Here is a 22,876-nt window from a genome sequence, read left to right on the forward strand (position 1 = left end):
ATGAAAAAGTTTTTTCAATCTAATGTTTGACACCGAGAGTTAACTGACATATAGTAAGGATGTAAATAAGAATAATTGTTAGGTGAGGCTCCTATATGGACACAGGCTACTGCCCAAAAATGTCGAGAGACGCCAATGGGTAGAACAGGAACTGTCGAATACAAGGCTTTTCTTAAGGTAGCTAAGATGTTTGTCTTTACGTTGTATAGTGCCAAAACTCAACGATTAGATCAATGTCTTTTTTGTCTTGTTTTTTTGACGAATTTAGAGCGACTTTTCGCGGAGTTTTTGCGGAAAAGTCGCTTTTTTTGTGCCTAATGATTCGCTTTTATTTTTAAAACGAGGAAAGGAGCAGGCGGATGTATTTTTGGGAATGATGGGTCTAAGTGTGCTGGCAGGAGGCCTTATTGGTGTTGAAAGACAGTGGAGAAAAAAGCTAGTAGGTGTACGGACGATGGTTCTAGTCTCGCTGGGAGCAACGATTTTTGTTTCATTGTCCTCGATGGTTGCGTCTGACACGAGTCCTACTCGAATTGCTGCACAAGTAGTGAGTGGGATCGGCTTTTTAGCTGGCGGGATTATTTTACGGGATGGTTTTAGTGTAAAAGGATTAAATACTGCAGCGACGTTATGGTGTACAGCAGCTGTTGGCACAGTGATTGGCGCTGGTTATATCCAAGAAGGATTTTTTGCAGCGTTAATGATCATGCTGGTGAATAGTGTGATTCGTTTTCTTTCTCAAAGATTTGATCAATTTGCGGAAGGGTATCGAACAGAATCTCTGGAGAAGAACAGAAATTCATTTTTGATCATTACCGAAAAAAGGTCTTCCGAGGTGGCTTTGCGGACAGAGGTCATCAATCAATTGGATCGGTATGTTCTTTCATTTTGCCATTTTGTTTGCCAAGACCTGGCAGAGAATCGGATTCAGCTGCAAGTAGAGATCGAGCCTGCTGCAAATGCTGATTTAGCAGTGAAAGAAATCGTTACTCAATTGTCGAAAAATAATCATGTACTAGAAGTTTTTCATTTAGCAGAGGAGGGAGAAACATGGTGAGACAGTGCTTACGTTAATCAGATGGGATAGTCGTGACTATAAAGAAACATTAGTTTTGCAAAGCCAAGTCTTAAAGGTTAGCGCGGAACTGTTATTAAGAGAGTCTCCAGCAGAGGAGAAACAAGCTATTCATTTAGTGGCAAGGCAAAATAAGCGAATTGTCGGCACCCTTCTTTTGCACCCTTGTTCGTCTAAGTGTATCCAAATAAAACAAGTGGCCATTCACCCAGATTATCAAGGGGTAGGTAAGAAATTACTAGTGTATGCGGAGCAAATTGCCAGAAATTTAAATTACTCGACCTTATTTTTAACAGGAAGAAAGTAAGCTTGGAGCTTTTATCGGAGATTAGGGTATAGCGAAACAGAAGCCTATCAAGCAGATGCTTTGATCATGAAGGTTTTCCCAAGAGACTTGTCAGCTGACCGATACTTTTTCAACCGGAAGGAGATGAAAACAAATGGACGATAGTCATTCGATACCAAAGGGTTTGGCAGAAGAGGAACAAAAAGGTAGTCAGATACTAGTGTCTATTTGTTTTTAGCGCCTTCTTCTTCAAACCCTAGTAAAAAACAATGCTAGGAAACAATTCTCTTAATCATTAGAAGAGAGTTGTGGCGAACTATTTGGAGAGAAGGTAGAAAAAATGGAAACAAAAAAACGACCTATTCAAAGCACTAATTATGGATTAATGGCGAAAAAAACGCTCGAAAATATCTACGAAACCTTTCAGACTTCTAAAAGAGGACTGACTGAAGGTCAAGCAATCGTGGCCAGAAACAAATATGGATCCAATCAAATTTCCTATGGAAAGAAGACGCCATTCATTATGGAAGTCTTAAAAGCCTATATCACCCCCTTTACATTAGTGCTGATTGGGTTAGGGATTACTTCTTTTATCACTGAAGTCGTCATTGCGGCACCAGAGGAACGGGATTATTTTGGTAGTGGGATAATTTTTGTCATGATTCTGATTAGTGGTACCATGACGTTGATTCAATCTGTGCAATCAAATAAAGCTGCCGAAAAACTGAAATCATTGGTTAAGGTTACTGCGACAGTGAAGCGTAAAAACGTCTACACAGAAGTACCAATGGAAGAAATCGTCTGTGGAGATATCGTGAAATTGTCTGCGGGCGACATGATTCCAGCGGATATCCGCTTGACTGCAACGAAAGACTTGTTTATTTCTCAATCCGCTTTAACGGGAGAAAGTTATCCGGTTGAAAAAAATGCCGAAACAGTTGTTACAAAACATGATTCTGAAACAAGCTATGAAAATTTAGCCTTTATGGGAAGCAATGTCATCAGTGGGACTGCGGAAGGTGTTGTGATCGCTACTGGCAACCATACTCTTTTCGGTGATGTGGCAAAGTCATTGTCCACTAAACCTATTCGAACTAGCTTTGAGTTAGGGATTCGCAAAACCTCGTTCTTATTCATCAAATTCATGGCATTAATGGCACCAACGGTCATTGTCATTAATGGCTTCACAAAAGGCGATTGGATGGAAGCATTCTTGTTTGGCTTGTCAGTAGCTGTTGGGTTGACGCCAGAAATGTTGCCGATGATCGTAACAACGAATTTGGTCAAAGGCGCAACTGGAATGGCGAAAAAAGGCACCGTGATCAAGAACTTAAATGCGATCCAAAACTTTGGTGCGATCGATATCCTCTGCACGGATAAAACTGGCACGCTAACGCAAGACAAGATTATTTTAGAGTACCATTTGGATTTGACTGGAGAAGAAGATGAGCGAGTATTGCGACATGCCTATCTTAACAGTTACTACCAAACCGGATTGAAGAACTTGTTAGATGTAGCGATTATTGATGCGGCTAAAAAAGAATTAGGAATCCCTGCTATTCCTTATAAAAAGATCGACGAGATTCCCTTTGATTTTGAACGGAGACGAATGAGTGTGGTCGTAGAAGATCCCACTGGAAAAACACAAATGATCACCAAAGGTGCAATCGAGGAAATGCTCAGCATCTCAAGTTATGTCGATTTCAAAGGAAAGGTGACTGCATTAACTGAGGAGATAAAACTAGAAGTTCTAAAAAAAGTCAATGAACTAAATGAAGATGGGCTACGTGTGATCGGGGTAGCTCAAAAAACGAATCCAAGCGTGGTAGGTGAATTTTCTGTAGCAGATGAATCTGAGATGGTTCTCATTGGGTATCTAGCATTTTTGGATCCGCCAAAAGAAACCACGAAACAAGCACTGGAAACGTTAAAGAAACACGGAGTTGGCGTGAAAGTGTTAACTGGCGACAATGCGTTAGTGACAAAGTCTGTGTGTCAGCAAGTTGGATTAGGGGCAGAAAAGCTGATTAGCGGAGAAGACATCCAAAGTGTATCGGATAAAAAACTTAGTCAGCTTGTTGAAAAATACAATATTTTCGTCAAATTGAACCCACACCAAAAGCAGCGCATTACGGGGATTTTGAGAGAAAATGGACACACTGTAGGATTTTTAGGAGATGGGATCAATGATGCGCCAGCAATGAAGGCAGCAGATGTAGGAATCTCAGTAGATACGGCAGTAGATATTGCCAAAGAATCGGCCGATGTTATTTTGCTAGAAAAAGATTTAATGATTTTAGAACGTGGAATTATTTCAGGGCGAGAAACCTTTGGGAATATCATGAAATACATTAAGGCGACCGCAAGTTCCAATTTCGGCAATATGTTTTCGGTTCTTGTTGCTAGCACCTTTCTGCCATTTTTGCCAATGCTGCCATTACAGATTCTTTTCCTCAACCTTATTTACGATATTTCCTGTGTATCGATTCCTTGGGACCACATGGACAAAGAATACTTGGATAAACCAAAGCGCTGGGATGCATCGAGTATCGGTAAATTTATGATTTGGTTAGGTCCAACAAGTTCAGTGTTCGATATTACCACTTATTTATTGATGTACTTCATTATTTGTCCAGCGGTAGTTGGTGGCAATTTCCATACGTTGACACCAGAACAACAAGTCGCATTTATCGCTGTCTTTCATGCTGGCTGGTTTGTAGAATCATTATGGTCGCAAACACTCGTGCTCCACGCCTTGCGGACACCAAAGATTCCATTTATCCAAAGCCGTGGCTCATTCATTATGACAGCGATCACTTCATTAGGAATTGCCGTCGGGACATTCTTACCGTTTACGAACTTTGGCCAAAGTTTAGGAATGGCAGTTCTTCCATCAGACTACTGGTTATGGCTGATCGCAACCATTATTGCTTATTTAGCCTTAGTAACCATCGTCAAACGTTTCTACATTCATCGTTATCAAGAATTGCTCTGACAAAAAAATTTGACTAAAAAGCAAAATTTCATGCAATAGGCAGTAGGTAGCAACTGCAAAATTTATCTTTAATAATCAAAAAGCCGTCTGTGAAAACAGATGGCTTTTTAACGTCCTAACTCTTTTGAATTAGTTAAATGAATCTAAGTCTTTTATTTGCTTAAACTATCTCAGTCAGCTACTTTGCGAGCAAAACTGATTAAAGCTGTAAATAAAATGTACTCACTCTGCTAGTTTTTAATAATCTAGCAGAGTGAGTACATTTGGATGTTGGTTTTCGAATGCTTAATGATCAGACTACTAATTTTGTTATTTCAAATAGATATCACGTTAAGCGCATAAAACAGAAGTTTTAGATCAGATAGTCATTTTCACTACATCTTTAAGAAAAAGTATGCTTTCCTTTTAAATCAAAATAATAAGAAGCAGATTCTTTCACGATAGGTTCAAACTTTAAGTCTAATTTGTGGGTCTCTAAAAAATTGACTACATTGAAACTATCAAAGTTAAAATCTGTTTCATGCAAATAAATCTTGACCATTTGTTCAATCATAAATTCCTCAGCTTCCCGCTCCATTTTAGAGTGTAAGGAGAAGGCTAAGTGATAAAGATCATAGTTATTTTTATGCTTCGCTGCATGGCCCAGTTCATGCAGTAAAGCTTTTGTTCGTTCCCGATCATCAAGTCGAGCATCTAAAACGATTGTATTGATTGCTGCAATAAAATGACCATTCGCATCAAGCTCAGGTACATCAACGACAGTCACTGCTAATTCTTCCACGATCCGACCAATGTTATGGTACACAAAACCACCTACTTTTTACTACTCTTTTCGATATATGCTTCAATTATGCCAGCCAAAATTTCCCGATCATGCTCAGAAAGAGGTTTGCCATCGCTGCTCATCACCGATGCTAGCGCTTCTTCGACGGTCAATTGTTGTGGCTGGGTAGTATTCGCATGAGGTGTCTGTGTTCGTCCAAGAAGGTAATCGACTGAAACATCAAAGTAATCGGCAACTTTTTCTAAATCTCTCGCTTTTGGTTCGCTATTTTTCCATTTGTAAAAAAGATTTTCACTGAATCCTAGGATCAAAGCAATTTCTTTGACGTTTTTATTTCGTTGCGCAGCTAATTTTTTAATCCTTTCAAATAGTGTCATGGCTAAGTTTCTCCTGTTCATTTATTAATTTAGTATCCGTTTTTATAATTTTGATTGACTTAAGTATATGAATGTATTAATATTTGTTTGTAAGTTCATTTGCTAGAAAAAATGGAAAATGAATTTAAGCGACGCGAACTATACTGCTTCATAAGTATGTTGTTGGCTTGTTTCACTGTCCTTTTATAGTATACGAACGAATACTTTTAGTCAATCGTTTTATCCGTTTTTCCATTCTCTTTTCGGATGGCTCGAGGTGTTATGGAGAAACTGTTCATCAAATAGGAGGGAGATGGCTGAAGGTAAGGGACGAATTGAGTGGAAGAGACGGATAACCATATTGAAAGGAGAATTTAGCTAAGAAAGGGGTCTTAACGAGTAGATGAAAACAGGAGTAAAATCAATGACTTGCCTAAGATGCAAGGATGAACGAATCATTTGGGTGAAAGACTGTTACGGTCGAGCAAGTGCTGTGAATTGTTCTAGATGTAATAAAAATGGCCGAGCTGTAAAAAAAGCAATAAAGGAGTGGGAAAATGGACATTTTAACGATTTTTTGGGAAAACGTTGACTGGCATCTTGAATACAAAGGGTTGTATTTAAGTGAAGCACATCAAATCGCTAAAGAGAAACAAGCAAATATCTCTTTAGATGTGGTGGCAAAAATTGCCGCTGAATTAGGAATTGATGATTATGCGATTTTATTTGAAGAACTGGATTGATGGGCCCAACTCTCGTTTTTCTATAACCAAAGATATTCATTTGGTAATCAACCAACAAAGCATCAAAAGTTTGGATGATCCACAGACTATTTCATAAGGAGAAGAACAATTATGACATTATTTGATATTAGTAAATATGAAATTCCTTGCAGCGAGACAATTGATTTGGCATTGACAAAGAAAAATTTTGAAATCTTTATCGGTGCATATAAAAGTGCGCGGGAGAAGGTAGGACAGCCTCGAGTACCTAAAGTGACACCGTCGTATAGTTTACTACCACCTTCGACAGCTGGCGGTCACTCTGGAGAGGCTGAACGTTTGTTGATTCAAAAAGAAGAAGATCTTGCAGAATTTCAAACACTCCACCAATTGTTTGCTAAAGGATTTGCTGCCGTCGCTCATCCTTTTAAAGCAGAAGTAACGGAACGAAGAAGACAGATTTTTGTCCTTCGCTATCTCCAAGGTTTAACGGTCAATGAAATCATGGAACGAGTTGCCGTTAGCAAAGATATTGTCACCGACGAATCGAAAGAAGCATTGCTGCAATTTAGTCGAGAATTACAACTTGTCGTCAAGAAGTCGGAATCAACGCCACTTTCACTCTGCCAAAGCTAGCGAATGCTTCTAGAAAGTTCCGCAGCGGATCCGTCGCCCAAAGAGCTATTATGATAGTGTCAAAAAGATTAAGAGACAGCGACTCTCTGGGATACGATCATCAAGTTTTTTTCTTCACTGCAGAATGCTTTAAGTCTAGTTTTTGCTAGGCTTTTTGTTTGGAGGGTATCGACCGCAATGTCGTTAAACTAACAAAACGCCAACTGTGGTGAATACCACTATCAATCGAGAAAGGAGGACCTAATGCAGCAAGTAAGGTTAAAGAAACTTGGGGGAATGATTGAGTCAGTTGTATCTATCGCGGAACAGCAGATCAGCACTATTTTTTTTCATTGCGGTAAGACCAGAAGCAAACACAGGAATCAATGGAAGAATCGGTACTTGAAGTGGTGCATTTCATCAGAATCAAGCGCTTTTCGGAAAAGGAAAAATGGGCGAAGGACACAGCGAAATCCCCCTAAATAGATTCGAAAAAAAATGCTGAAAATGCGAAGGGCGCCTCAACAACTGCTAAAAACCGTTGATTCAGTAAACAACAAAGCGTGGAAAGGATTTGATTTTCATGATCGACATCACATTGGCCATTGTCAATGAACTAAAAAGAATTCGCCCTCATGCGACGATCTATCGCGAATATCAAGAACAAGGTTTCGCAGAAGCCTCGTTTTATGTCTACGAAGTGATGTCTGAAAGTCAGCAAGAACTGATGGCTTATGAGTACCGCAAACACCACTATTGTGTGAGTTGGTTTCCTAAGAAAGATCCGACTACTGGAATCCATGAGCAATGTGAACAAATGCGCAGCAAGCTATTCGATGAATTTCAACGATTAACAGATCTTTCGTTAGGGATTTTTAACAGAGAAATAAAAGTCGAAGAGGGGATTTTGCGTATGACCTTTGATATTCGGTATCGCATGGCACCTGTGGAGAATACGCCTAAGTTAACAAAATTTGAACAACAAGGAGGAGTGAAACATGGGTAAAAAAGCAACTAAGCAAACCATCTCAGAACAGCCTGTGGAATCAGAACCACAAAAGAAATTTAGCAAGAGCGATCTCTTGAAATCAGTAGCATTCACTCAAATTGAAGCTGATTTTTTAGGGGCTTGTCTTAATGAAGAAGTCTACACACTTGAAGAAGCAAAACAAGTGTTAATCAAATTACGAAAGGAAATGGTGAAGTAAATGGCAGGAGGAACATGGACAACACAAAATAAAGTAAGACCCGGCGCATATATCAATGTCCGCTCAAATGGAGGTATTGGAACGACAGATTCAATTTCTGGTGTGGTAGCATTGCCGTTGTCGCTTGATTTTGGACCAGAAAATGAAGTAGTAACCATTACGGCATCCTCGGATTTAACCGGATTTGGATACGATTTAACAGACCCACAATTATTATTACTGCGTGAAGCATTGAAAAAAGCTACCACGGTACTGGTTTATCGTGTAGGAACAGGAGGCAAAGCGATTGCAACTGAGGGGGATCTTGCTGTCACTGCACGGTATGGAGGTACTCGAGGAAATGCCATCAGTATTGTCTCGAAAGAAAATGTCAACGTGGCAGATGCCTACGATGTTGAAACCTATTTAGCCGGCCAGCTTGTTGACCGCCAAACGGTAAAAACAATGGAAGAATTGGTAACCAATCGAGTGGTGACTTTCACAGGTTCAGGGGAGATGACCGCATTTTCTATTGTTTTAGAAAACGGATCAAATACTGCGGCAACTATGAATGATTACATGACTTTTTTCAATAAAATCCAATTGTTTGATTTCAATACTTTAGCATTACCTGTTCAAGACACGGTAACGAAAGCAGCAGGTGTATCTTTCATCAATCGCATGCGTAACGAAGAAGGGAAAAAGTGCCAATTAGTCGTAGCAGATTATGCAGCAGATAGCGAAGCAGTAATCAATGTCAAAAATGGTGTTGTTTTATCAGATGGTACTACTATTACGGCGGAACAAGCAACTGCATGGGTAGCTGGAGCTTCAGCCGCTGCTGGTGTAGCAACTTCGTTGACTTATAAAAAGTATGACGGAGCGGTGGATGTCACCCAACGCTTCTTAAACACAGAAATCATCACAGCATTGGAAAATGGTGAATTTGTCTTTACTGAACAACGAGGGTCTGTTGTGATTGAGCAAGACATTAATAGCCTGACTACGTTTAACACAGAAAAAAGCCAAGCGTTTTCCAAGAATCGAGTTTTGCGTTGCTTAGATGATATTGCAAATAATTCGAAAAAAGCCTTTGAAGATAAATTCATTGGTCAGATCAACAATGATCAAGATGGACGAGAATTATTCAAAGCAGATCGCATCAATTACTTCAATGGGTTGCAAGGTGCTGGAGCGATCACGAATTTTTCTGCTGAAGATATTGAGATCAGTTCTGGAAACGAGAAAGAATCAATTGTGATGAATGTCCAGGTACAGCCAGTAGATGCAATGGAAAAACTTTACATGACCGTAGAGGTCTTATAAGAAAGGGGTATAGTCAATGAGTGGATTTTTAAAAGCAGGGGATATTATTTCAGGGCGTGAGGGCACTGCCTTCATGACAATCGATGGACGCAATGTACCGATGTTTTGGCTAAAAAATATCGAAGCAATGGTGGAACTAATCAAGACAGAGGTGCCAGTCTTGGGTAAACGGATGAATCAGCAAAAAGTAGCAGGGGCAAATGGCACGGGAACAATGGTTATCCACAAAGTAACCAGCGAATTTGCAAAAATTGGTATTGACTATTTAAAAGCTGGTACTATCCCGGAAGTGACGATTAAAGTGACTAACGATGATCCAAACAGCAGCATCGGTCGGCAATCAACATTGATTAGTGGGGTTATTTTTGATTCGGTGCCGATTGCTAAATTAGATATTGAATCAGAAACATTAGATGAAGAGATTTCTTTCACCTTTTCTGATGCTGATTTATTGGATCAATTTAGCCAGCCTACACTGGGATAATTTAGGAGGAATGTAAAAAATGAATATTAAAAGTTTCATGATGGAAGTAGTCGGTGACACAAAAGAAATCAAGATTGAACGTTTTCCAGAACCTATTGTCATCGAAGCAATCTCCGAAACAGAGAATGATCGTTTAAAGAGAGTGCATACGACTAAACGGCGCAGTAAATCTGGAAATACGGTCAAGGAGCTTGATACGGATAAATACGGAGATGCCTTATTGGCACGATGCGTGAAAACACCGGATCTACAAGATGCTCAGCTGCAAGCTTATTATAAAACAGAAGGCTCGGCGACTGACACCTTAAAAGCGATGCTTCTAGCAGGAGAATACGCCAACTTGACCAAAGAAGTCTTGGAACTCAACGGTTTCAACGAATCTGAAGAGGAACTGAAGGAAGATGTAAAGGAATAATGGCTTCCGGTGAATCCGGCGAGATGTGGTATGCCTATCATGCATATCACACCGCTGGCTTAACGCCGGAAGCTTTTGCATCATTGCCAAAGCGCGAACGGGCCATGATTATGGCGTTTACCGATCTGCGTATCGAGGCTGAAGAAAAAGCAATGAAAAAAACAAGAAGAAGGTGACTAAATGGCAACACTCGAAGCAAACCTTATGCTTCGAGATCAGTTCACCGAAGTACTCAATACCATTGATCAAAGCTTAGACAAAGCCGCACAGTCAATGAATTCGTTTAAGCAGCAAGTGGTTGAATTAGAGCAGGTCCTTTATTCAGCGTCAGCAGCGATCGATCATATGACTGCAACACTGCAAACTAGCATTGATCAAGTTTGGAATATTATCCAACCTATGACAGACCGCTTGATGGAATTGTTTGGGAACTTCGGTGATCAGATCTCGTCATTTATCGATATTAAAGACTTTGTTACGAAAATCGTCGAAGGATTGAACGCGATCATCAAAGTCGTTGAAAAGATAGAAAATATTGCGCAATCTGATCTTGGCACCGCACTGGTTGGCGGCATAGAAAATTTTGATCAAGTACAATCGGTACTTAGCAAACTGGTTAAGGCAAGTATGGAGAGTTTGAAACAAGCCATGTCTGGTGCCGGTTTATTTAAAGGGATTTTTGAAAAAATAAAAATCTCCATTTCACAAGGATTTGAAGAAATTTCTGGTAAGTTAAAAGGAATGGGTGAAGTTTTTAGCGGAAAAAATATTGTGAAGAGTCTTGAGCAAAGCAAGAACCTTATAAAAAATTTTTTCTCAGTGATCAAAACTATAGCTGGTGAAGGCAGTCTGAAATTTGCAGGTGCGTGGGGGAAAATCTCGGGAGTCTTCAAAGGATTTGGTCCACAGTTAGAGCTTTTTAAAAAAGCTTTTCAAAAGCTAAAGGAGCCAATTAGCGGTGTCGTGTCAACAATCAAAGACCAATTTACGAAACTTTCAGACCTCTTTGACCGTTTGAAAGTTTTTTTGGGTTTTGGGAAAGAAGCATCTTCTAATGAATCTTCTTCAGCAGGTGGCGATTTTTTAGCTGAATCCTTCGTTAAACCCATTAACACTTTTTTTGATACGGTTAATGGCTTTGCCAAAAAAGCAGCCAATTTAGCATTGGTTTACGGCATAGTAACCATTATCAAAGAAGCCGCGCAAGCGTTGAAGGATGTCATGGATAAAGTGCCAGATGATCTCGGAGAGCTGGCAAAGAAATTTGGTGTTATGGCACTGGCTTTAGCTGCTATGGGAGTTATTGTTGCAGTAGCCGGAGCTTTAGCTGACAAAAATCCAGCTAAAGCGTTTAACGGATTGTTAATTGTTGCGGGCTTATCCCTTAATCTGCTGCTTGCCGCCGAAGCGATGAAACAAATAGACGACAATGTACCAAGTGATTTTGGTAGCTTTGCCGCTAAAATTGGTGCTATGGCGCTGGCATTGGCAAGCATGGGAGGATTAGTTGCAGTAGCAGGTCTACTAGCTAATTTAAATCCAGCTGCTGCTATTGCTGGTTTAGTCGTGATTGCTGCCATGAGTCTCGAGCTAATGTTAGCTGCAGAAGCAATGAAACAAATCGATGAAAAAGTATCAGATGATTTTGGAAGTTTTTCGAACAAACTGGCGAATATCGCACTAGCGATTGGTGGGTTTATTACTTTGGCCACCGCAATTGGTGCGGTCATAGCAACAGGAATTGGTGGCGCAGCGATTATTGCAGGAATGATTGCGATTGCAGCAGTAGCAGGAGAGCTAATGCTGATGGCTGAAGCCATCCTACAAGTGGACGAAAAGGTGCCGGATGAATTTGGCAACGTGGAAGAAAAAATCACTAACTTGCTTGATGTCATTCAAATTTTTACTAATTCTGATTTAGGATCTATCGGGGATCTTTTGTCGAATATTGTTGGCAGCCTTAACACTTCACTTATTGCTGGAATTGTCGATGAATTAGTGTCAGTAGCTGAAAATTTGCAAAAAATCGAAGGCATTGAGATAGCAGACAATGTGGGAGAAAAAATACACGAGATTTTAAGTGCTGTAAAAACAATCAACGGAGAGAAAAGTATCTTTAAAACAATTGGTGATACGTTCAAAAGCGGCTTTGACAATTCAATGTATGAAAATATTGCTGAATCGGTCGCTGCAATCACTCAAATAGCCAGCGACCTCTCTATGTTAGGGATGGTTCCTTTACCGATTGATGCTATCACAAAAAAGGTTGAAGATTTGTTGGGGATTTGTGATTTGATTATTGGTGTCGATAATGAGGACAAAGGATTTTGGTCGTCATTAAAAGATAAATTCACTAGCGGTTTTGACGCATCGACATTTAGTCATGTCATTGATTCAGTGAATTATCTACTAAGTATAGCCAGTGGTTTATCCGCGCTAGGGCTAATTCCCTTTGATAAACAGCAACTTGAAACAAAGGTAGGCGATATCCTAGAGATTATTGATTTACTTGGAAGTGGCGAAGAAGGTTTCTGGGAAAAGTTGGGGAATACTTTTGGTTCCAAATTTGATGCAACAACGCTAAGCAATGTCTCGGGATCCATTGAGCACTTAATTGCGATCACCAATAAGCTAATTGCACTAGCAGAGATTCCTATGGATAAAGAAGCAGTTCTCCAAAGAATCAAAGACATTGGCGAAATTATTGAAGTAATGAATCAATTTCCTGAATTAGTAGGTTCTGAGGGAATGGAAGCAATGGTTGGTCTCTTTACGACACTTACAGAAACCATAATGACGGCTATTCAAGATGCAACGACGAATGGAATGGAAATGCTTGCTACCAGCATTGAAACAGGGGTAGCGCAGGTGAAATCTGCAGTAGAAAATAGTAAGGAGGAAATTGTCCAAGCGTTTAATGGGTTACCTCTGCAGCTTCAAACGACTGGAGGGTATGCAATGGCTGGTTTGGCGAATGGTATTCGAATCGGTGCAGAATCGGCGATTTCTGCAGCTCAGACGGTCGCTATGCGAGTGGCAAGCATTGTCCGTCAGGCATTAGATGTTCATTCACCATCGCGAGTGATGATGGAAATTGGCGGTTTCGTCTCCGAGGGACTGGCAAAGGGAATTGTATCCGCTCAGTATATGGTAGAAAAAGCCAGTGCGGCTTTAGCAATGGCCACCATTCCAGAGCAATTAGCGACCGTCTCAGCCAATGAAGTGATTACCAGCAGTGTCCAAGTAGATGACAAGGATATCGCACGAATCAAAGCTTCGACTAGTCAAGCAGTAATCGTGCAGCACAAGCAGGTTGTTCCGCAAGTGACAATCAATGTGGAAAACAACAACGCAGAAGCACTCAATGTAGAGGATATTGTTGAACGAGTGGAAGAAGTGATTTTAGATGCAATGGATGCAGATTTAAGTTAGGAGGTTTATATGGCAATTAAGTTCTATTTAGAAATCAGTGGCAGGCGATATATGCTTCCTGTCAATCCAGGATCAATTACGGTAGATGTTCCTGGGCGGAATGAAGCAAATGAGGTAGTCAAGTTGGGAGAAATCACGCAACTTGCTGCAAAAGGATTAAAAGCTGTCTCGTTAGACTGTTTTTTTCCAGCTGATAAAAAACACTCCTTGGCTATCAGTGGAAGTGTTTATATGCCTCCCAATGAGTACGTGGCATTGATTGAGAAAGCCATGGATGACCAACAGGCCATTCGTCTGATTGTAACGGATGTAAAAATCAATATGTTGGTCTCGATCGAATCATTTCGATGGTCCATCGTTGATTCGACTGGGGACATTGAATATTCTATCTCACTAAAAGAGTATCGGGAGTATGCCGCAAAGTTTGTCAAAACAGTTACTCAGCAAATCAGTCCGCAACCGACTCGTCCGGTAGTCAGCCAAGAGATAACGATTGGCTGTACTGTGATTGTCAATGGGCGATTGCATCGCGACAGCTATGGATCAGGACCCGGGCAAACGGAAGTGAACGCAACGAGGAAAGTCAATTTTATTGCAAAAGGACGCAGTCATCCGTATCATGTGACACTAACGAATGGCGGTTGGCGCGGCTGGGTAACTGCAGGAAGTGTGAGGCGGATCAAATGAATTTACAAATTTTGGCAACCAATGTGTCTAATCGCCGAATGTATGATATTTCAGAAATTGTCATTGATCCCAGTTGGACGACAGCACTCGATTCCCAACCTGGAAAATTTGAGTTTTCGATCATTGAAGATGCAACGGTTTTTCTTCACAGCGGCGACCTAATTGAAGCGAAAGTTGACGGTAAAACTTTTTTTAAAGGAAAAGTGTTTATTCGAAAGAAAAATAATTCTCCGTTGTGGCAGATCGTGGCCTATGACAGTCTCCGTTATCTCAAAAATGAAGATACGATTGTCTTTGATGCGTCTAGTGTTTCAACCCGTTTTAAGAAGATTTGTGAAATACAGGGGATCCCTTATCAAATTTTAGATCCGGTTTCTTATCAGTGCCCGGCAACAATTATGGATAACAAAACCTATTTTTCAATGTTAGAAAATGCGTTAGAAGACACCCGGTTGAATGCTGGCGGCCTACGGTGCTGTATCCGTGATCATGGAGGAAGATTGGAATTTTCTACTTTAAACCGTTTGATTACCAAACTTGTTGTGGGAGATCAATCGCTACTGACTGATTACAATTATCAAGCCACGATTGATCAAGCAGCCAACGCAGTGAAAGTGATCCGGGAAGATGCGAATAGAAATACGCGTGAAATCTATACCGCCATCGATGCGAAAAATATTGAAAAATGGGGGCGGCTGCAAATTGTCGAAAATGTCAGTGATGCAGAACTTAATCAAGCACAATTGCAACAACAGGCAAATGCGTTGCTGAGGGAAAACAATCAAGAAGTGAAAACAATCAGTATCGGAGCGATCGGTTCAATGGCCATTAGTGCCGGTAGCAGTTTTGTTTTACGATTGAAGGATTTGCATTCTGAAGGCATGGGCAATGACCAGTTAGCTTTAGTCACTAGCTGTACCCACAATCTTGGCAACAGTCACACGATGGATTTGGACGTGGAGGTGGTGGCATAATGGCAGGTGAAAAATTGGCTCGTAGGATCAAAGACAGTCAGCCTAATCCAACTGATTTGTCAGATATGCTTTATGGAGTAGTGACCAATGACAGTCCTTTGACCATTCGAGTGGACAATCGATTCACTATTACCAGCAACCATTTGATTTTGTCTCAGATGGTCCGTCCACTCTCGGTAGATTTCTCCATCACAATTGATGGTAAGACGGGATATGGTTCTACACAAGTATTTTCCTCACTGCAAGTCGGCGAGCGTGTCAGAATGCTGCGAGTCAGTAAAGGACAAAAATTTTACGTTTTAGATAGGAGCGGATGAAATGCAGGAAGAACTTTTAGAACAGATTCCGTCAAAAACGTACCGTTTGTTGAATGGACGCATCACTGGTTGGATCGATGAACTAGCTGCGATGCGTCAATCTATTGAGAAGGTACTGCATACCGAGCGATTTACTTGGCCCATCTATACGGATAACTATGGAGTCGAACTACGATCCCTTATTGGGGAAGACATAGACCTCGTGATAGCAGAGGTTGAGCGAATTGTTCAGGATGCACTGTCGGTTGATGAAAGAATAATTGAAGTGAAAAATTTTACTCTAACGCAAGAGAGCAAGAACGCAGTTTTGGTCTCTTTTTTTGTCGTAACGATCTATGGTCAAATTAAAATTGAAAAGGAGGTGGCGGTATGAAAACAGAGGAGATCGGCAGTTACTTAGAAAACTATGATTACGAATACTTTATCAATCAAGCGTTAGCCAAGGTACCGGCAGAAATCGATACCCGGGAAGGATCAATCATTTATGATGCCTTAGCGCCAACCTGTTATCAACTAGCAGAATTCGTTATGCAACTGAAGAACGTCCTGCTTGATACATTTGTCACAACGGCTACAGGCGACTATCTCGACTATCGCGCAGAAGAGGCAGGTCTGCAGCGTATCCAAGCAACTAAGGCGATCGTGCGGGTTCGTTTAACAAGAGAGGATGGCAGTCCATTTTCAGTAGCGATTGGTAGCCGCTTCTCGTCAATAGGAGAAGATCCAGTGTGTTATACAGTGATTGCATCTGAAGAGGAAGGCATGTACCAATTACAAGCTGAAACAGCAGGAGATAGCGGCAATAAGTATATCGGTGTGTTACTCCCGCTGAGCAATTTTAATGGGCTAGCAGAAGCCGTTTTGACTGAACTCTTGATTCCAGCACGCGACACAGAATCCGATGAAGATTTAAGAAAGAGAGTCATTGATTCAAAAGGAGTTGGGACATTTGGCGGGAATATTTCAGATTACTATAATTTGACAGCCGCTATTGACGGAGTTGGGGCTGTACAAGTTTATCCCGTTTGGAATGGTGGAGGAACAGTCCGTCTGGTAATTTTAGATGACACCTACCAAAGAGCTAGTGAAATCTTAGTGGAGCAAGTTCAACAGATTATCGATCCAACACAAGATGGTCAAGGTCTAGGTTACGCACCAATAGGTCATAAAGTAACCGTGGCTAGCCCAACGAAAAAAGTCGTTGATGTTTCTTTTGGATTGACGCTTAATTCAGGAATCACCTATCCCCAAGTTGAAATGCAAATCAAAAACGTCATCGCCAGTTACTTTGACAAAGTCAGAAAATCATGGGATGAACGAAGGGATTCTGGATATGAGTGCTGGATTTTTCGCTCCCAGATTACTGCAGCACTTTTAACTGTTCCCGGCGTCGCCAACGTGCAAGCCTTAGAACTAAATGGGATAGAAGCAGACGTTCAAATGGAATTATCAAACAGCAAACAGGAATTACCAATGCTTGGGGAAGTGATTGTTCATGAATCTTAAAGAGTTAGTACCTAATTGGTATGAAGATATCCGAGAATTTGATGTTTTATTTGCAGTTGAAGAAGCGATGATCCAAGAAATAGATGAAAAGGTCAAAAAGGTGAAAGACAATCAGTGGATTCAGACTGCAGATGAGCAAACAATCTATTTTCACGAGGAACTTCTAGGGATTTTAGCCAATCCCGAAGTGGAAGATCTTGCATTTAGAAAACAAAGAATTTTGAATCGTCTGCAATCAAAACCTCCTTTTACGGTCACCTATTTAAAGGAACAGCTAAATAAAGTTTTTGGAAAAGACAACTACTTGCTTGTAATCAACTACGATGACTATCAAATCATTTTGGAAACAGCTACGGAAAATGCAAACTGGTTTATCGAGGCGCAATCCCTTATTAATAAAGTAAAACCTGCAAATATCGTTTATATCCAAAGACCAACTTACCACGAAAAAATTGAAATCTTAGAGAGCGGAACGACGTCACCTTTGGTTTATTTCCGCATAGGTAAAAGTCGGATAGGGAGAGATTCGTTGTTAAGGCGAGGAGAAGAAGGGAAGGTGATTTTTCATTGATTAGTGAAAATTTAAAGTCGAAAGTCACTCATGAAATAAAGCGAATGATTACCGAAATACGGCTAAATGAAGCCATCATTATCAATGATTTTAGTGCAATATTCGAAGGAAATGTTTTGCTCGTAGAATTTGAAATTCCAGAAGAAATTTCTCTGCTAAAAAAAATTGAATTCTTTGAGGAGGAAAGCTTACTTTCAGAATGTAAAGTATATGTTCCAATCAATGGAAATACATTGTTCAAATATCGGATAGAGGTGAAGTAGATGACAAAACAATGGAAAAATGAAGACATTATTTACCCCGAAGATGCTCAGAGATGGGAAGACGGCTTAGAGCAAGCACAATTGAGTAATACACAAAATGCAACCAATTTAGCAAATCATGCAGATAACAAAGCCAATCCTCACCGGGTTTCTGCGGCGCAAACCGGAGCGTATACGAAAAGTGAAGCAGATACTAAAGATGCGGCGGTTCTTGCAACTGCAAAGGAATATACCACTGCTCATTCAATCAAAAAAGACAACCCCCACGGTGTGACAGCAGCACAGATAGGAGCGTATACCAAAACAGAGGTTGATGAAAAAGAGGCAGCAACAGTAAGCACAGCAAAAGCTTATACTGATACAAAAAAAGCAGAAGCAATTGCTTATACAGATCAGAAAATAGCTGCAACTAAATCGGAAATACAAGCCGGATCAGTAAATTCAGCTACCAAGCTACAGACCGCTAGACGGATTGCCGGAGTGGAGTTTGACGGCACGAAAGACATTTCAATTCCTGCAAACAATGTTGGGGCCTATACGAAGACCGAAACGGATTCAAAAATAGCTACCACAAAATCCGATATCGTTGGCGGCAATGTCGCAAGTGCAACAAAATTGCAAACCGCAAGAACAATCAATGGTGTTTCTTTTAACGGGACAAGCAACATCTCGATTACTGCTAATCCAAATATTGGAGAAATTCTTGCAAACACAGACTTAAATAATTATAAAACTCCAGGTATCTATTCCTGTCCGTTAAATGCAACAGCCAAAACAATTAGTAATTCTCCTACAACACAAGCTTTTGCTTTGGAAGTAATAAAAACAGCTGACGTGATACAAAGAGTTACTGTTCACGATAGTTGCATCATGTATGTCCGCAAAGCTTATTCTGGTTGGGGAAATTGGGTTGTTATACCATTAGCAAATGGAACAATGCAATCTGGCTTATTTGCACAAACTGCCAGTAAATTAAATGCCGCACGTACAATTTCTCTAACTGGTGGAGTGACAGGTTCAACATCCTTTGATGGTTCTGGAAATGCAGCTATTGCCACGACAATCGCTGGTAATGCCCCCTCGGCGACGAAACTAGCAACTGCGAGGACGATTGCAGGGGTGTCCTTTAATGGAACAAGTAATATTGCAATACCAGCTGGAAATGTTGGTGCTTATACTAAGACGGAAGTTGATTCTAAAATAACAGCTGTCTCAAATCCAACTCGGATCGATGTTAGTCAGTATCTGACGTCTTCTTTTAAATTATATAGCGGAAGTGAAGGCTCTAAAGTCAAAATTCAGCTTTTAAATAAAGGTACACTGGTTATTTCTGGCACGGTTTCTCCTACAAAAACGTTGACTGTTACCAATAATACTCAAGAACATGATTTGGTTTCTATTCCTAAGTCAGTTCTTGGAATAAGCGGGAGTTGGTCAACAAGTCCGATGGTCCAACAAGCTTCTGGTGCGCAAGAATGGCTACTGGGAATGACTGATAGTGGAAGTAATTTAGTATTCAAGATGTCACGTCATCGATATGGTACGGAATGGAAAAACTGCAATGCAGGAGATTGGTTACCATTTACCGGTATTATAAGATTGGATTAGAAGGAGGTTCTATAAATGAGTGAAAAACAAGCTCAATTCGCGACGCTTTATAAGAAAATCATCCTTGATGACAAGGGATATATGAATGAAGAACTAAATGAATTATTCGACGATATACTTGTAAATGAGTTTGAGAATAATCCTGAAATTATGAGTACCTTTATTCAATCAATTGTAGATGAGAACATCGAACGTGAGCCATCAGAACTTGAAAAACTAAAGCTGGAAAACGAATTATTGCGGCAAGAGATGACTTTGACGCAAGAAGCTTTATTGGAAATATCGGACATGATTTTGTCAAGATAAGGAGGGGGAGCTATGTATTCAGCACTACAAATGTTATACGCGACTCATATCGCAGAAGGCAAACGTACTATTGAAAGCGTACCTGCGCCTATTCGTGAAGATGTTGCAGAAATTGTTGCAAATGTAAAAAAATAAGAAGAAACAGACTAATCTTACATTAGTTGGAGGCAATCAGCTTAATAAGTTGATTGCTTTTTATATTAAAAGGGAGAAACCACGATGGAAAAACATTTTAATAGTATATCAACGGTAGTAGCTCTGATTGGAGGAACAATAGTAGGTTTTTTAGGAGGTATGGATGGTATCTTACACGCTTTGATTTTTCTAATGATTGCAGATTACTTATCTGGCATTACAAAATCTATTAAGTTAAAGCAGCTTAATAGCGAAATAGGGTTCATTGGATTACTAAAAAAAGGCATGATTTTGTTAGTAGTTGCAGTAGCCGTGGAATTGGAACGCATGACGAATCAAGTTGTACCATTACGGGAAATTGTCATTATGTTTTATGTTGCAAATGAAGGAATTTCTTTGCTAGAAAATGTTGCGGAATTTTTGCCTTTACCAGATAAATTGAAAGAATATTTTTCTCAAATGCGCATGGATCATAAAAATGATTATGGGAATGGTCAGGAGTTTACAGAACATAAAGATGATGGGGCATCTGAATAAGCTGCTCTTTTTTATCTAGAAAGGATGATGAAAAATGAGTATTAAATCAGTTCATGCAGGACATGGTGGACGGAAAAATGGAAATACTTGGACCGATCCTGGTGCCGTTGGATGCGGCTATAAGGAAGCGGAGGTTGCTCGCACAATTACTGCTATGATGGTCAAGAAGACTGGACTTAAAGATATTTCCGATAACTTTGGTACGAATGCTAACACAATTGTAAATAACGTAGCTAGCAATATTAATAAATGTGCGGATGGGTGGCATATTTCCAATCATTTGAATGCATTTAACGGAACAGCTACCGGTGTAGAAGTTCTTTATGGTTCATCAGCCAGCAAAGCCACTGCTGCGAAATTATCAGCAGCAATTGCTAAGGCATTAGGATTAGTTGATCGAGGACCAAAAGACGGAACTTGGCTTGGGATTGCTCGCAATTCTGGTGCAGGTAAAAAGGTTTTGCTTATTGAGTGGGGATTTATTGACAATCCATCAGACATGAAAGCTTTGATGAATAGCATGGAAAAAGCAGTGGATGGGGCTTTAGATGTTTTTGGTTATTTATCAAGTTCGTCAAACGAATCGATCGCTGCTCAAAAGGTATCTTTCAAAATCGGTGACAAGGTGAAAATTGTCGATGCGTTGTATCGTGATTCAGATGGAACAGGAAGAACAACGGTCAGCAGAAACAAAACAGGAACCATCACACGTATTGTAACTGGAAAGAAACCGTACCTAATTGATAGTCTTGGTTGGGCTCATCAAAATGACATTCAATTAATAACTACTAATAATACTGCGAAAAAAATTGGTGATACTGTCATCGTGCAAAGTTTTGCTACGAATTATCAAACAGGACAGAAGATCCCTTCTTGGGTCAAAGGGAAAAAATACAAAATCAAGCAAATAAAATCTGTGAATCAATCAAATTCTAAAGTAGCCTATCTCCTTGATGATGTGAACTCTTGGTTTCTTGAGCAAGATGTGGATTAACAAGAGGAAGGCGTAAAATGAATAACCGTAGGAATCTGAGAAAAATAACACTTATCACATGATTAACACAAAATTGGTAAGGATAATACAGTGGCTATTTGAGCTGATAGTATTCGTTTTGAAGAAAAAAGAGTGGCTTCATTAGTTGCCATAATAGATTATCCCGTACATTAGCCGTTGTAAGACATGATAAAAAACTTGCGACTTCTTTTATTGGCTTACTAAAAGAAATTCGCAAGTTTTTTAGACTTTTTGTTTCCGATATTCGAATGGGGTGTAGCTGGTATAATCTTTGAAGCGTTTATAAAAAGCGGTAATATTACTAATGCCGACTTCATCAGCTATCTCATAGATGGGTAACTCACTGTTTTTGAGAAGTAAAGCTGCCTTATCCATACGTTGTTCATTGATTAATTGTTTGAACGTCTTTCCGAAAACCAGTTTGATGCGTCTGCTAATGTAAGAAGGGGTATAACCTAAAGAGTCGGATAATTCGTTTAAATTTCCAGAAATATAATTTTGTTCAATGTAAGAAGTGATATTTTTAAGCAGATCCTTATTTGAATAGTTCATTGCAGCAAGGTTCGTATCATAGCTCTTCTTTCTAGCTAAGTGCATGATCAGAATCATTATATAATGGTCAATCATATCCGCAGAGCTTAAATCGGGATCAAAATATTCGCATAAAATATTTCGAATACAATTTCTAATCCCAAAATCATCATCCGTAAAGTAAACAAGATAATGGTTATGGGTGGCCTGTCGATTGACGATTTCAAAAATAAATTCTGTTATCAAACGATCATTTGGTAGTTTATTTGTAAAAATAGTATGGAAAAAGTGCTCATGTAAGATAATATTGATGCCTAAATCATTTTCTGATGTGGGATGCACGCTGTGAGGAACATACTTGTCAAATATAATAATATCTCCTGCAGAAAGGGTCACGCTAGTATTTTCTACATCAATTGTAAACGTTCCAGAGTAGACATAAGTGATCACAACGTAATGAAATAAATGCATTGGAACTCGTCCGCTATTTCTGTGATGCAAAGAAATTAGATGATTTTGTTGCCTAAATTCTCTTTGGTTATGAAAAACAAATAGTTCTTTGTCGTTATAGTGGACAACATCGAATTTTTTCCTAAACGATTGTAAAATCTCGTCATCATTTTTATTGATGTATGATGTGTTACTGCTTAGTTTATTTTCAAGTTGAGCATAATTCATCTAGTTCCTCCTACTACCACTCTCTTCTACTGAAAAAGGAACGAGCAAAAGAAAGGAGACAACTGCAGTCA

The 22,876-nt window shown here is 39.8% G+C and carries 27 protein-coding genes and 1 riboswitch; of the genes, 24 read left to right on the top strand and 3 right to left on the bottom strand.

The genetic code is table 11. From position 1 onward, the window contains the following. The first annotated feature begins 67 nt into the window (after positions 1-67). A riboswitch (M-box (ykoK) riboswitch) is annotated at positions 68-237 on the top strand. Positions 238-373: 136 nt separating this feature from the next. From Q0A12_RS08980 to mgtA, 3 genes are all read left to right on the top strand, one after another. Beyond that, positions 374-1,057, top strand: a complete 684-nt coding sequence (locus Q0A12_RS08980) for an MgtC/SapB family protein (RefSeq protein ID WP_291292336.1) — start codon at positions 374-376, stop codon at positions 1,055-1,057. Positions 1,058-1,061: 4 nt separating this feature from the next. Further along, the gene (locus Q0A12_RS08985; protein WP_291292311.1) at positions 1,062-1,382 is read left to right on the top strand and encodes a GNAT family N-acetyltransferase; all 321 of its coding nucleotides are present in this window, start codon (positions 1,062-1,064) and stop codon (positions 1,380-1,382) included. A gap of 319 nt (positions 1,383-1,701) precedes the next feature. Next, a complete protein-coding gene (gene mgtA, locus Q0A12_RS08990; protein WP_291292312.1) occupies positions 1,702-4,356 on the top strand; it encodes a magnesium-translocating P-type ATPase in 2,655 nt (884 codons plus the stop codon). Positions 4,357-4,738: 382 nt separating this feature from the next. Here mgtA and Q0A12_RS08995 read toward each other — a convergent pair whose 3' ends face one another. Both Q0A12_RS08995 and Q0A12_RS09000 read right to left on the bottom strand, forming a co-directional pair. Beyond that, complete coding sequence (locus Q0A12_RS08995; protein WP_291292313.1) at positions 4,739-5,161, bottom strand: ImmA/IrrE family metallo-endopeptidase; 423 nt, start codon at positions 5,159-5,161, stop codon at positions 4,739-4,741. 8 nt (positions 5,162-5,169) lie between these two features. Continuing rightward, positions 5,170-5,517: a helix-turn-helix domain-containing protein gene (locus tag Q0A12_RS09000; RefSeq protein WP_291292314.1), complete on the bottom strand. Its 348-nt coding sequence runs from the start codon at positions 5,515-5,517 to the stop codon at positions 5,170-5,172. Between the two features lie 536 nt (positions 5,518-6,053). Between Q0A12_RS09000 and Q0A12_RS09005 the strand changes: the two genes are divergently transcribed. The 21 genes from Q0A12_RS09005 to Q0A12_RS09105 all read left to right on the top strand — a co-directional run bounded on the left by Q0A12_RS09005 (position 6,054) and on the right by Q0A12_RS09105 (position 21,575). Continuing rightward, positions 6,054-6,239, top strand: coding sequence for a hypothetical protein (locus Q0A12_RS09005; protein ID WP_291292315.1), 186 nt, complete (start codon positions 6,054-6,056; stop codon positions 6,237-6,239). A gap of 111 nt (positions 6,240-6,350) precedes the next feature. Then, the gene (locus Q0A12_RS09010; protein WP_291292316.1) at positions 6,351-6,854 is read left to right on the top strand and encodes an ArpU family phage packaging/lysis transcriptional regulator; all 504 of its coding nucleotides are present in this window, start codon (positions 6,351-6,353) and stop codon (positions 6,852-6,854) included. A gap of 562 nt (positions 6,855-7,416) precedes the next feature. Further along, entirely contained in the window at positions 7,417-7,839 is a 423-nt protein-coding gene (locus Q0A12_RS09015) for a DUF6838 family protein (RefSeq protein WP_291292317.1), read from the top strand. Beyond that, a complete protein-coding gene (locus Q0A12_RS09020; protein ID WP_291292318.1) occupies positions 7,832-8,041 on the top strand; it encodes a hypothetical protein in 210 nt (69 codons plus the stop codon). The genes Q0A12_RS09015 and Q0A12_RS09020 overlap by 8 nt, the downstream gene beginning before the upstream one ends. Further along, positions 8,042-9,346: a phage tail sheath family protein gene (locus Q0A12_RS09025; protein ID WP_291292319.1), complete on the top strand. Its 1,305-nt coding sequence runs from the start codon at positions 8,042-8,044 to the stop codon at positions 9,344-9,346. It abuts the gene before it with no gap. 16 nt (positions 9,347-9,362) lie between these two features. Continuing rightward, positions 9,363-9,830, top strand: coding sequence for a phage tail tube protein (locus Q0A12_RS09030; RefSeq protein ID WP_291292320.1), 468 nt, complete (start codon positions 9,363-9,365; stop codon positions 9,828-9,830). 19 nt (positions 9,831-9,849) lie between these two features. Beyond that, on the top strand, positions 9,850-10,245 hold the full coding sequence (locus Q0A12_RS09035) for a phage portal protein (protein ID WP_291292321.1): 396 nt from the start codon (positions 9,850-9,852) through the stop codon (positions 10,243-10,245). Beyond that, the gene (locus tag Q0A12_RS09040) at positions 10,245-10,421 is read left to right on the top strand and encodes a hypothetical protein (RefSeq protein WP_197081144.1); all 177 of its coding nucleotides are present in this window, start codon (positions 10,245-10,247) and stop codon (positions 10,419-10,421) included. The genes Q0A12_RS09035 and Q0A12_RS09040 overlap by 1 nt, the downstream gene beginning before the upstream one ends. A 4-nt stretch (positions 10,422-10,425) precedes the next feature. Next, positions 10,426-13,677, top strand: coding sequence for a hypothetical protein (locus Q0A12_RS09045; RefSeq protein ID WP_291292322.1), 3,252 nt, complete (start codon positions 10,426-10,428; stop codon positions 13,675-13,677). Between the two features lie 9 nt (positions 13,678-13,686). Continuing rightward, entirely contained in the window at positions 13,687-14,364 is a 678-nt protein-coding gene (locus tag Q0A12_RS09050) for a hypothetical protein (RefSeq protein WP_291292323.1), read from the top strand. Next, on the top strand, positions 14,361-15,338 hold the full coding sequence (locus tag Q0A12_RS09055) for a hypothetical protein (RefSeq protein ID WP_291292324.1): 978 nt from the start codon (positions 14,361-14,363) through the stop codon (positions 15,336-15,338). Before Q0A12_RS09050 ends, Q0A12_RS09055 begins: the two co-directional genes overlap by 4 nt. Further along, entirely contained in the window at positions 15,338-15,655 is a 318-nt protein-coding gene (locus Q0A12_RS09060; protein WP_291292325.1) for a DUF2577 domain-containing protein, read from the top strand. The genes Q0A12_RS09055 and Q0A12_RS09060 overlap by 1 nt, the downstream gene beginning before the upstream one ends. Position 15,656: 1 nt before the next feature. Continuing rightward, a complete protein-coding gene (locus Q0A12_RS09065) occupies positions 15,657-16,028 on the top strand; it encodes a DUF2634 domain-containing protein (protein WP_291292326.1) in 372 nt (123 codons plus the stop codon). Then, positions 16,025-17,161: a baseplate J/gp47 family protein gene (locus Q0A12_RS09070; protein WP_291292327.1), complete on the top strand. Its 1,137-nt coding sequence runs from the start codon at positions 16,025-16,027 to the stop codon at positions 17,159-17,161. Before Q0A12_RS09065 ends, Q0A12_RS09070 begins: the two co-directional genes overlap by 4 nt. Next, complete coding sequence (locus tag Q0A12_RS09075) at positions 17,151-17,732, top strand: putative phage tail protein (RefSeq protein WP_291292328.1); 582 nt, start codon at positions 17,151-17,153, stop codon at positions 17,730-17,732. Before Q0A12_RS09070 ends, Q0A12_RS09075 begins: the two co-directional genes overlap by 11 nt. Next, positions 17,729-17,995 carry a hypothetical protein gene (locus tag Q0A12_RS09080; RefSeq protein ID WP_291292329.1) on the top strand — a complete coding sequence of 89 codons (267 nt, stop codon included), beginning with the start codon at positions 17,729-17,731 and terminating at the stop codon, positions 17,993-17,995. The genes Q0A12_RS09075 and Q0A12_RS09080 overlap by 4 nt, the downstream gene beginning before the upstream one ends. Beyond that, positions 17,996-19,603 (top strand): pyocin knob domain-containing protein, encoded by a 1,608-nt coding sequence (locus Q0A12_RS09085; protein WP_291292330.1) that lies wholly within the window; start codon positions 17,996-17,998, stop codon positions 19,601-19,603. Positions 19,604-19,618: 15 nt separating this feature from the next. Next, the gene (locus Q0A12_RS09090; RefSeq protein ID WP_291292331.1) at positions 19,619-19,909 is read left to right on the top strand and encodes a hypothetical protein; all 291 of its coding nucleotides are present in this window, start codon (positions 19,619-19,621) and stop codon (positions 19,907-19,909) included. Positions 19,910-19,921: 12 nt separating this feature from the next. After that, positions 19,922-20,044, top strand: coding sequence for a CD1375 family protein (locus tag Q0A12_RS09095; RefSeq protein ID WP_291292332.1), 123 nt, complete (start codon positions 19,922-19,924; stop codon positions 20,042-20,044). Positions 20,045-20,128: 84 nt separating this feature from the next. Continuing rightward, positions 20,129-20,581 (top strand): phage holin family protein, encoded by a 453-nt coding sequence (locus Q0A12_RS09100; RefSeq protein WP_291292333.1) that lies wholly within the window; start codon positions 20,129-20,131, stop codon positions 20,579-20,581. A 34-nt stretch (positions 20,582-20,615) separates the two neighbouring features. Beyond that, positions 20,616-21,575, top strand: coding sequence for an N-acetylmuramoyl-L-alanine amidase (locus Q0A12_RS09105; RefSeq protein ID WP_291292334.1), 960 nt, complete (start codon positions 20,616-20,618; stop codon positions 21,573-21,575). A gap of 243 nt (positions 21,576-21,818) precedes the next feature. Here Q0A12_RS09105 and Q0A12_RS09110 read toward each other — a convergent pair whose 3' ends face one another. Beyond that, positions 21,819-22,805, bottom strand: a complete 987-nt coding sequence (locus tag Q0A12_RS09110; protein WP_291292335.1) for an AraC family transcriptional regulator — start codon at positions 22,803-22,805, stop codon at positions 21,819-21,821. Positions 22,806-22,876 lie beyond the last annotated feature (71 nt).

This window comes from Enterococcus sp. (assembly GCF_022711995.1).
GTDB lineage: Bacteria > Bacillota > Bacilli > Lactobacillales > Enterococcaceae > Enterococcus_D.

What these genes read in the sequence shown, in the direction of transcription:
- Q0A12_RS09015 (WP_291292317.1), top strand. Translation starts at nt 7,417, where the DNA reads ATGATCGACATCACATTGGCCATTGTCAATGAACTAAAAAGAATTCGC.
- Q0A12_RS09105 (WP_291292334.1), top strand. Translation starts at nt 20,616, where the DNA reads ATGAGTATTAAATCAGTTCATGCAGGACATGGTGGACGGAAAAATGGA.
- Q0A12_RS09100 (WP_291292333.1), top strand. Translation starts at nt 20,129, where the DNA reads ATGGAAAAACATTTTAATAGTATATCAACGGTAGTAGCTCTGATTGGA.
- Q0A12_RS09085 (WP_291292330.1), top strand. Translation starts at nt 17,996, where the DNA reads ATGACAAAACAATGGAAAAATGAAGACATTATTTACCCCGAAGATGCT.
- mgtA (WP_291292312.1), top strand. Translation starts at nt 1,702, where the DNA reads ATGGAAACAAAAAAACGACCTATTCAAAGCACTAATTATGGATTAATG.
- Q0A12_RS09045 (WP_291292322.1), top strand. Translation starts at nt 10,426, where the DNA reads ATGGCAACACTCGAAGCAAACCTTATGCTTCGAGATCAGTTCACCGAA.
- Q0A12_RS09060 (WP_291292325.1), top strand. Translation starts at nt 15,338, where the DNA reads ATGGCAGGTGAAAAATTGGCTCGTAGGATCAAAGACAGTCAGCCTAAT.
- Q0A12_RS09090 (WP_291292331.1), top strand. Translation starts at nt 19,619, where the DNA reads ATGAGTGAAAAACAAGCTCAATTCGCGACGCTTTATAAGAAAATCATC.
- Q0A12_RS09065 (WP_291292326.1), top strand. Translation starts at nt 15,657, where the DNA reads ATGCAGGAAGAACTTTTAGAACAGATTCCGTCAAAAACGTACCGTTTG.
- Q0A12_RS09005 (WP_291292315.1), top strand. Translation starts at nt 6,054, where the DNA reads ATGGACATTTTAACGATTTTTTGGGAAAACGTTGACTGGCATCTTGAA.
- Q0A12_RS09010 (WP_291292316.1), top strand. Translation starts at nt 6,351, where the DNA reads ATGACATTATTTGATATTAGTAAATATGAAATTCCTTGCAGCGAGACA.
- Q0A12_RS09040 (WP_197081144.1), top strand. Translation starts at nt 10,245, where the DNA reads ATGGCTTCCGGTGAATCCGGCGAGATGTGGTATGCCTATCATGCATAT.
- Q0A12_RS09095 (WP_291292332.1), top strand. Translation starts at nt 19,922, where the DNA reads ATGTATTCAGCACTACAAATGTTATACGCGACTCATATCGCAGAAGGC.
- Q0A12_RS09050 (WP_291292323.1), top strand. Translation starts at nt 13,687, where the DNA reads ATGGCAATTAAGTTCTATTTAGAAATCAGTGGCAGGCGATATATGCTT.
- Q0A12_RS09030 (WP_291292320.1), top strand. Translation starts at nt 9,363, where the DNA reads ATGAGTGGATTTTTAAAAGCAGGGGATATTATTTCAGGGCGTGAGGGC.
- Q0A12_RS09020 (WP_291292318.1), top strand. Translation starts at nt 7,832, where the DNA reads ATGGGTAAAAAAGCAACTAAGCAAACCATCTCAGAACAGCCTGTGGAA.
- Q0A12_RS09055 (WP_291292324.1), top strand. Translation starts at nt 14,361, where the DNA reads ATGAATTTACAAATTTTGGCAACCAATGTGTCTAATCGCCGAATGTAT.
- Q0A12_RS09035 (WP_291292321.1), top strand. Translation starts at nt 9,850, where the DNA reads ATGAATATTAAAAGTTTCATGATGGAAGTAGTCGGTGACACAAAAGAA.
- Q0A12_RS09000 (WP_291292314.1), bottom strand. Translation starts at nt 5,517, where the DNA reads ATGACACTATTTGAAAGGATTAAAAAATTAGCTGCGCAACGAAATAAA.
- Q0A12_RS09110 (WP_291292335.1), bottom strand. Translation starts at nt 22,805, where the DNA reads ATGAATTATGCTCAACTTGAAAATAAACTAAGCAGTAACACATCATAC.
- Q0A12_RS09070 (WP_291292327.1), top strand. Translation starts at nt 16,025, where the DNA reads ATGAAAACAGAGGAGATCGGCAGTTACTTAGAAAACTATGATTACGAA.
- Q0A12_RS09025 (WP_291292319.1), top strand. Translation starts at nt 8,042, where the DNA reads ATGGCAGGAGGAACATGGACAACACAAAATAAAGTAAGACCCGGCGCA.
- Q0A12_RS09075 (WP_291292328.1), top strand. Translation starts at nt 17,151, where the DNA reads ATGAATCTTAAAGAGTTAGTACCTAATTGGTATGAAGATATCCGAGAA.
- Q0A12_RS08980 (WP_291292336.1), top strand. Translation starts at nt 374, where the DNA reads ATGATGGGTCTAAGTGTGCTGGCAGGAGGCCTTATTGGTGTTGAAAGA.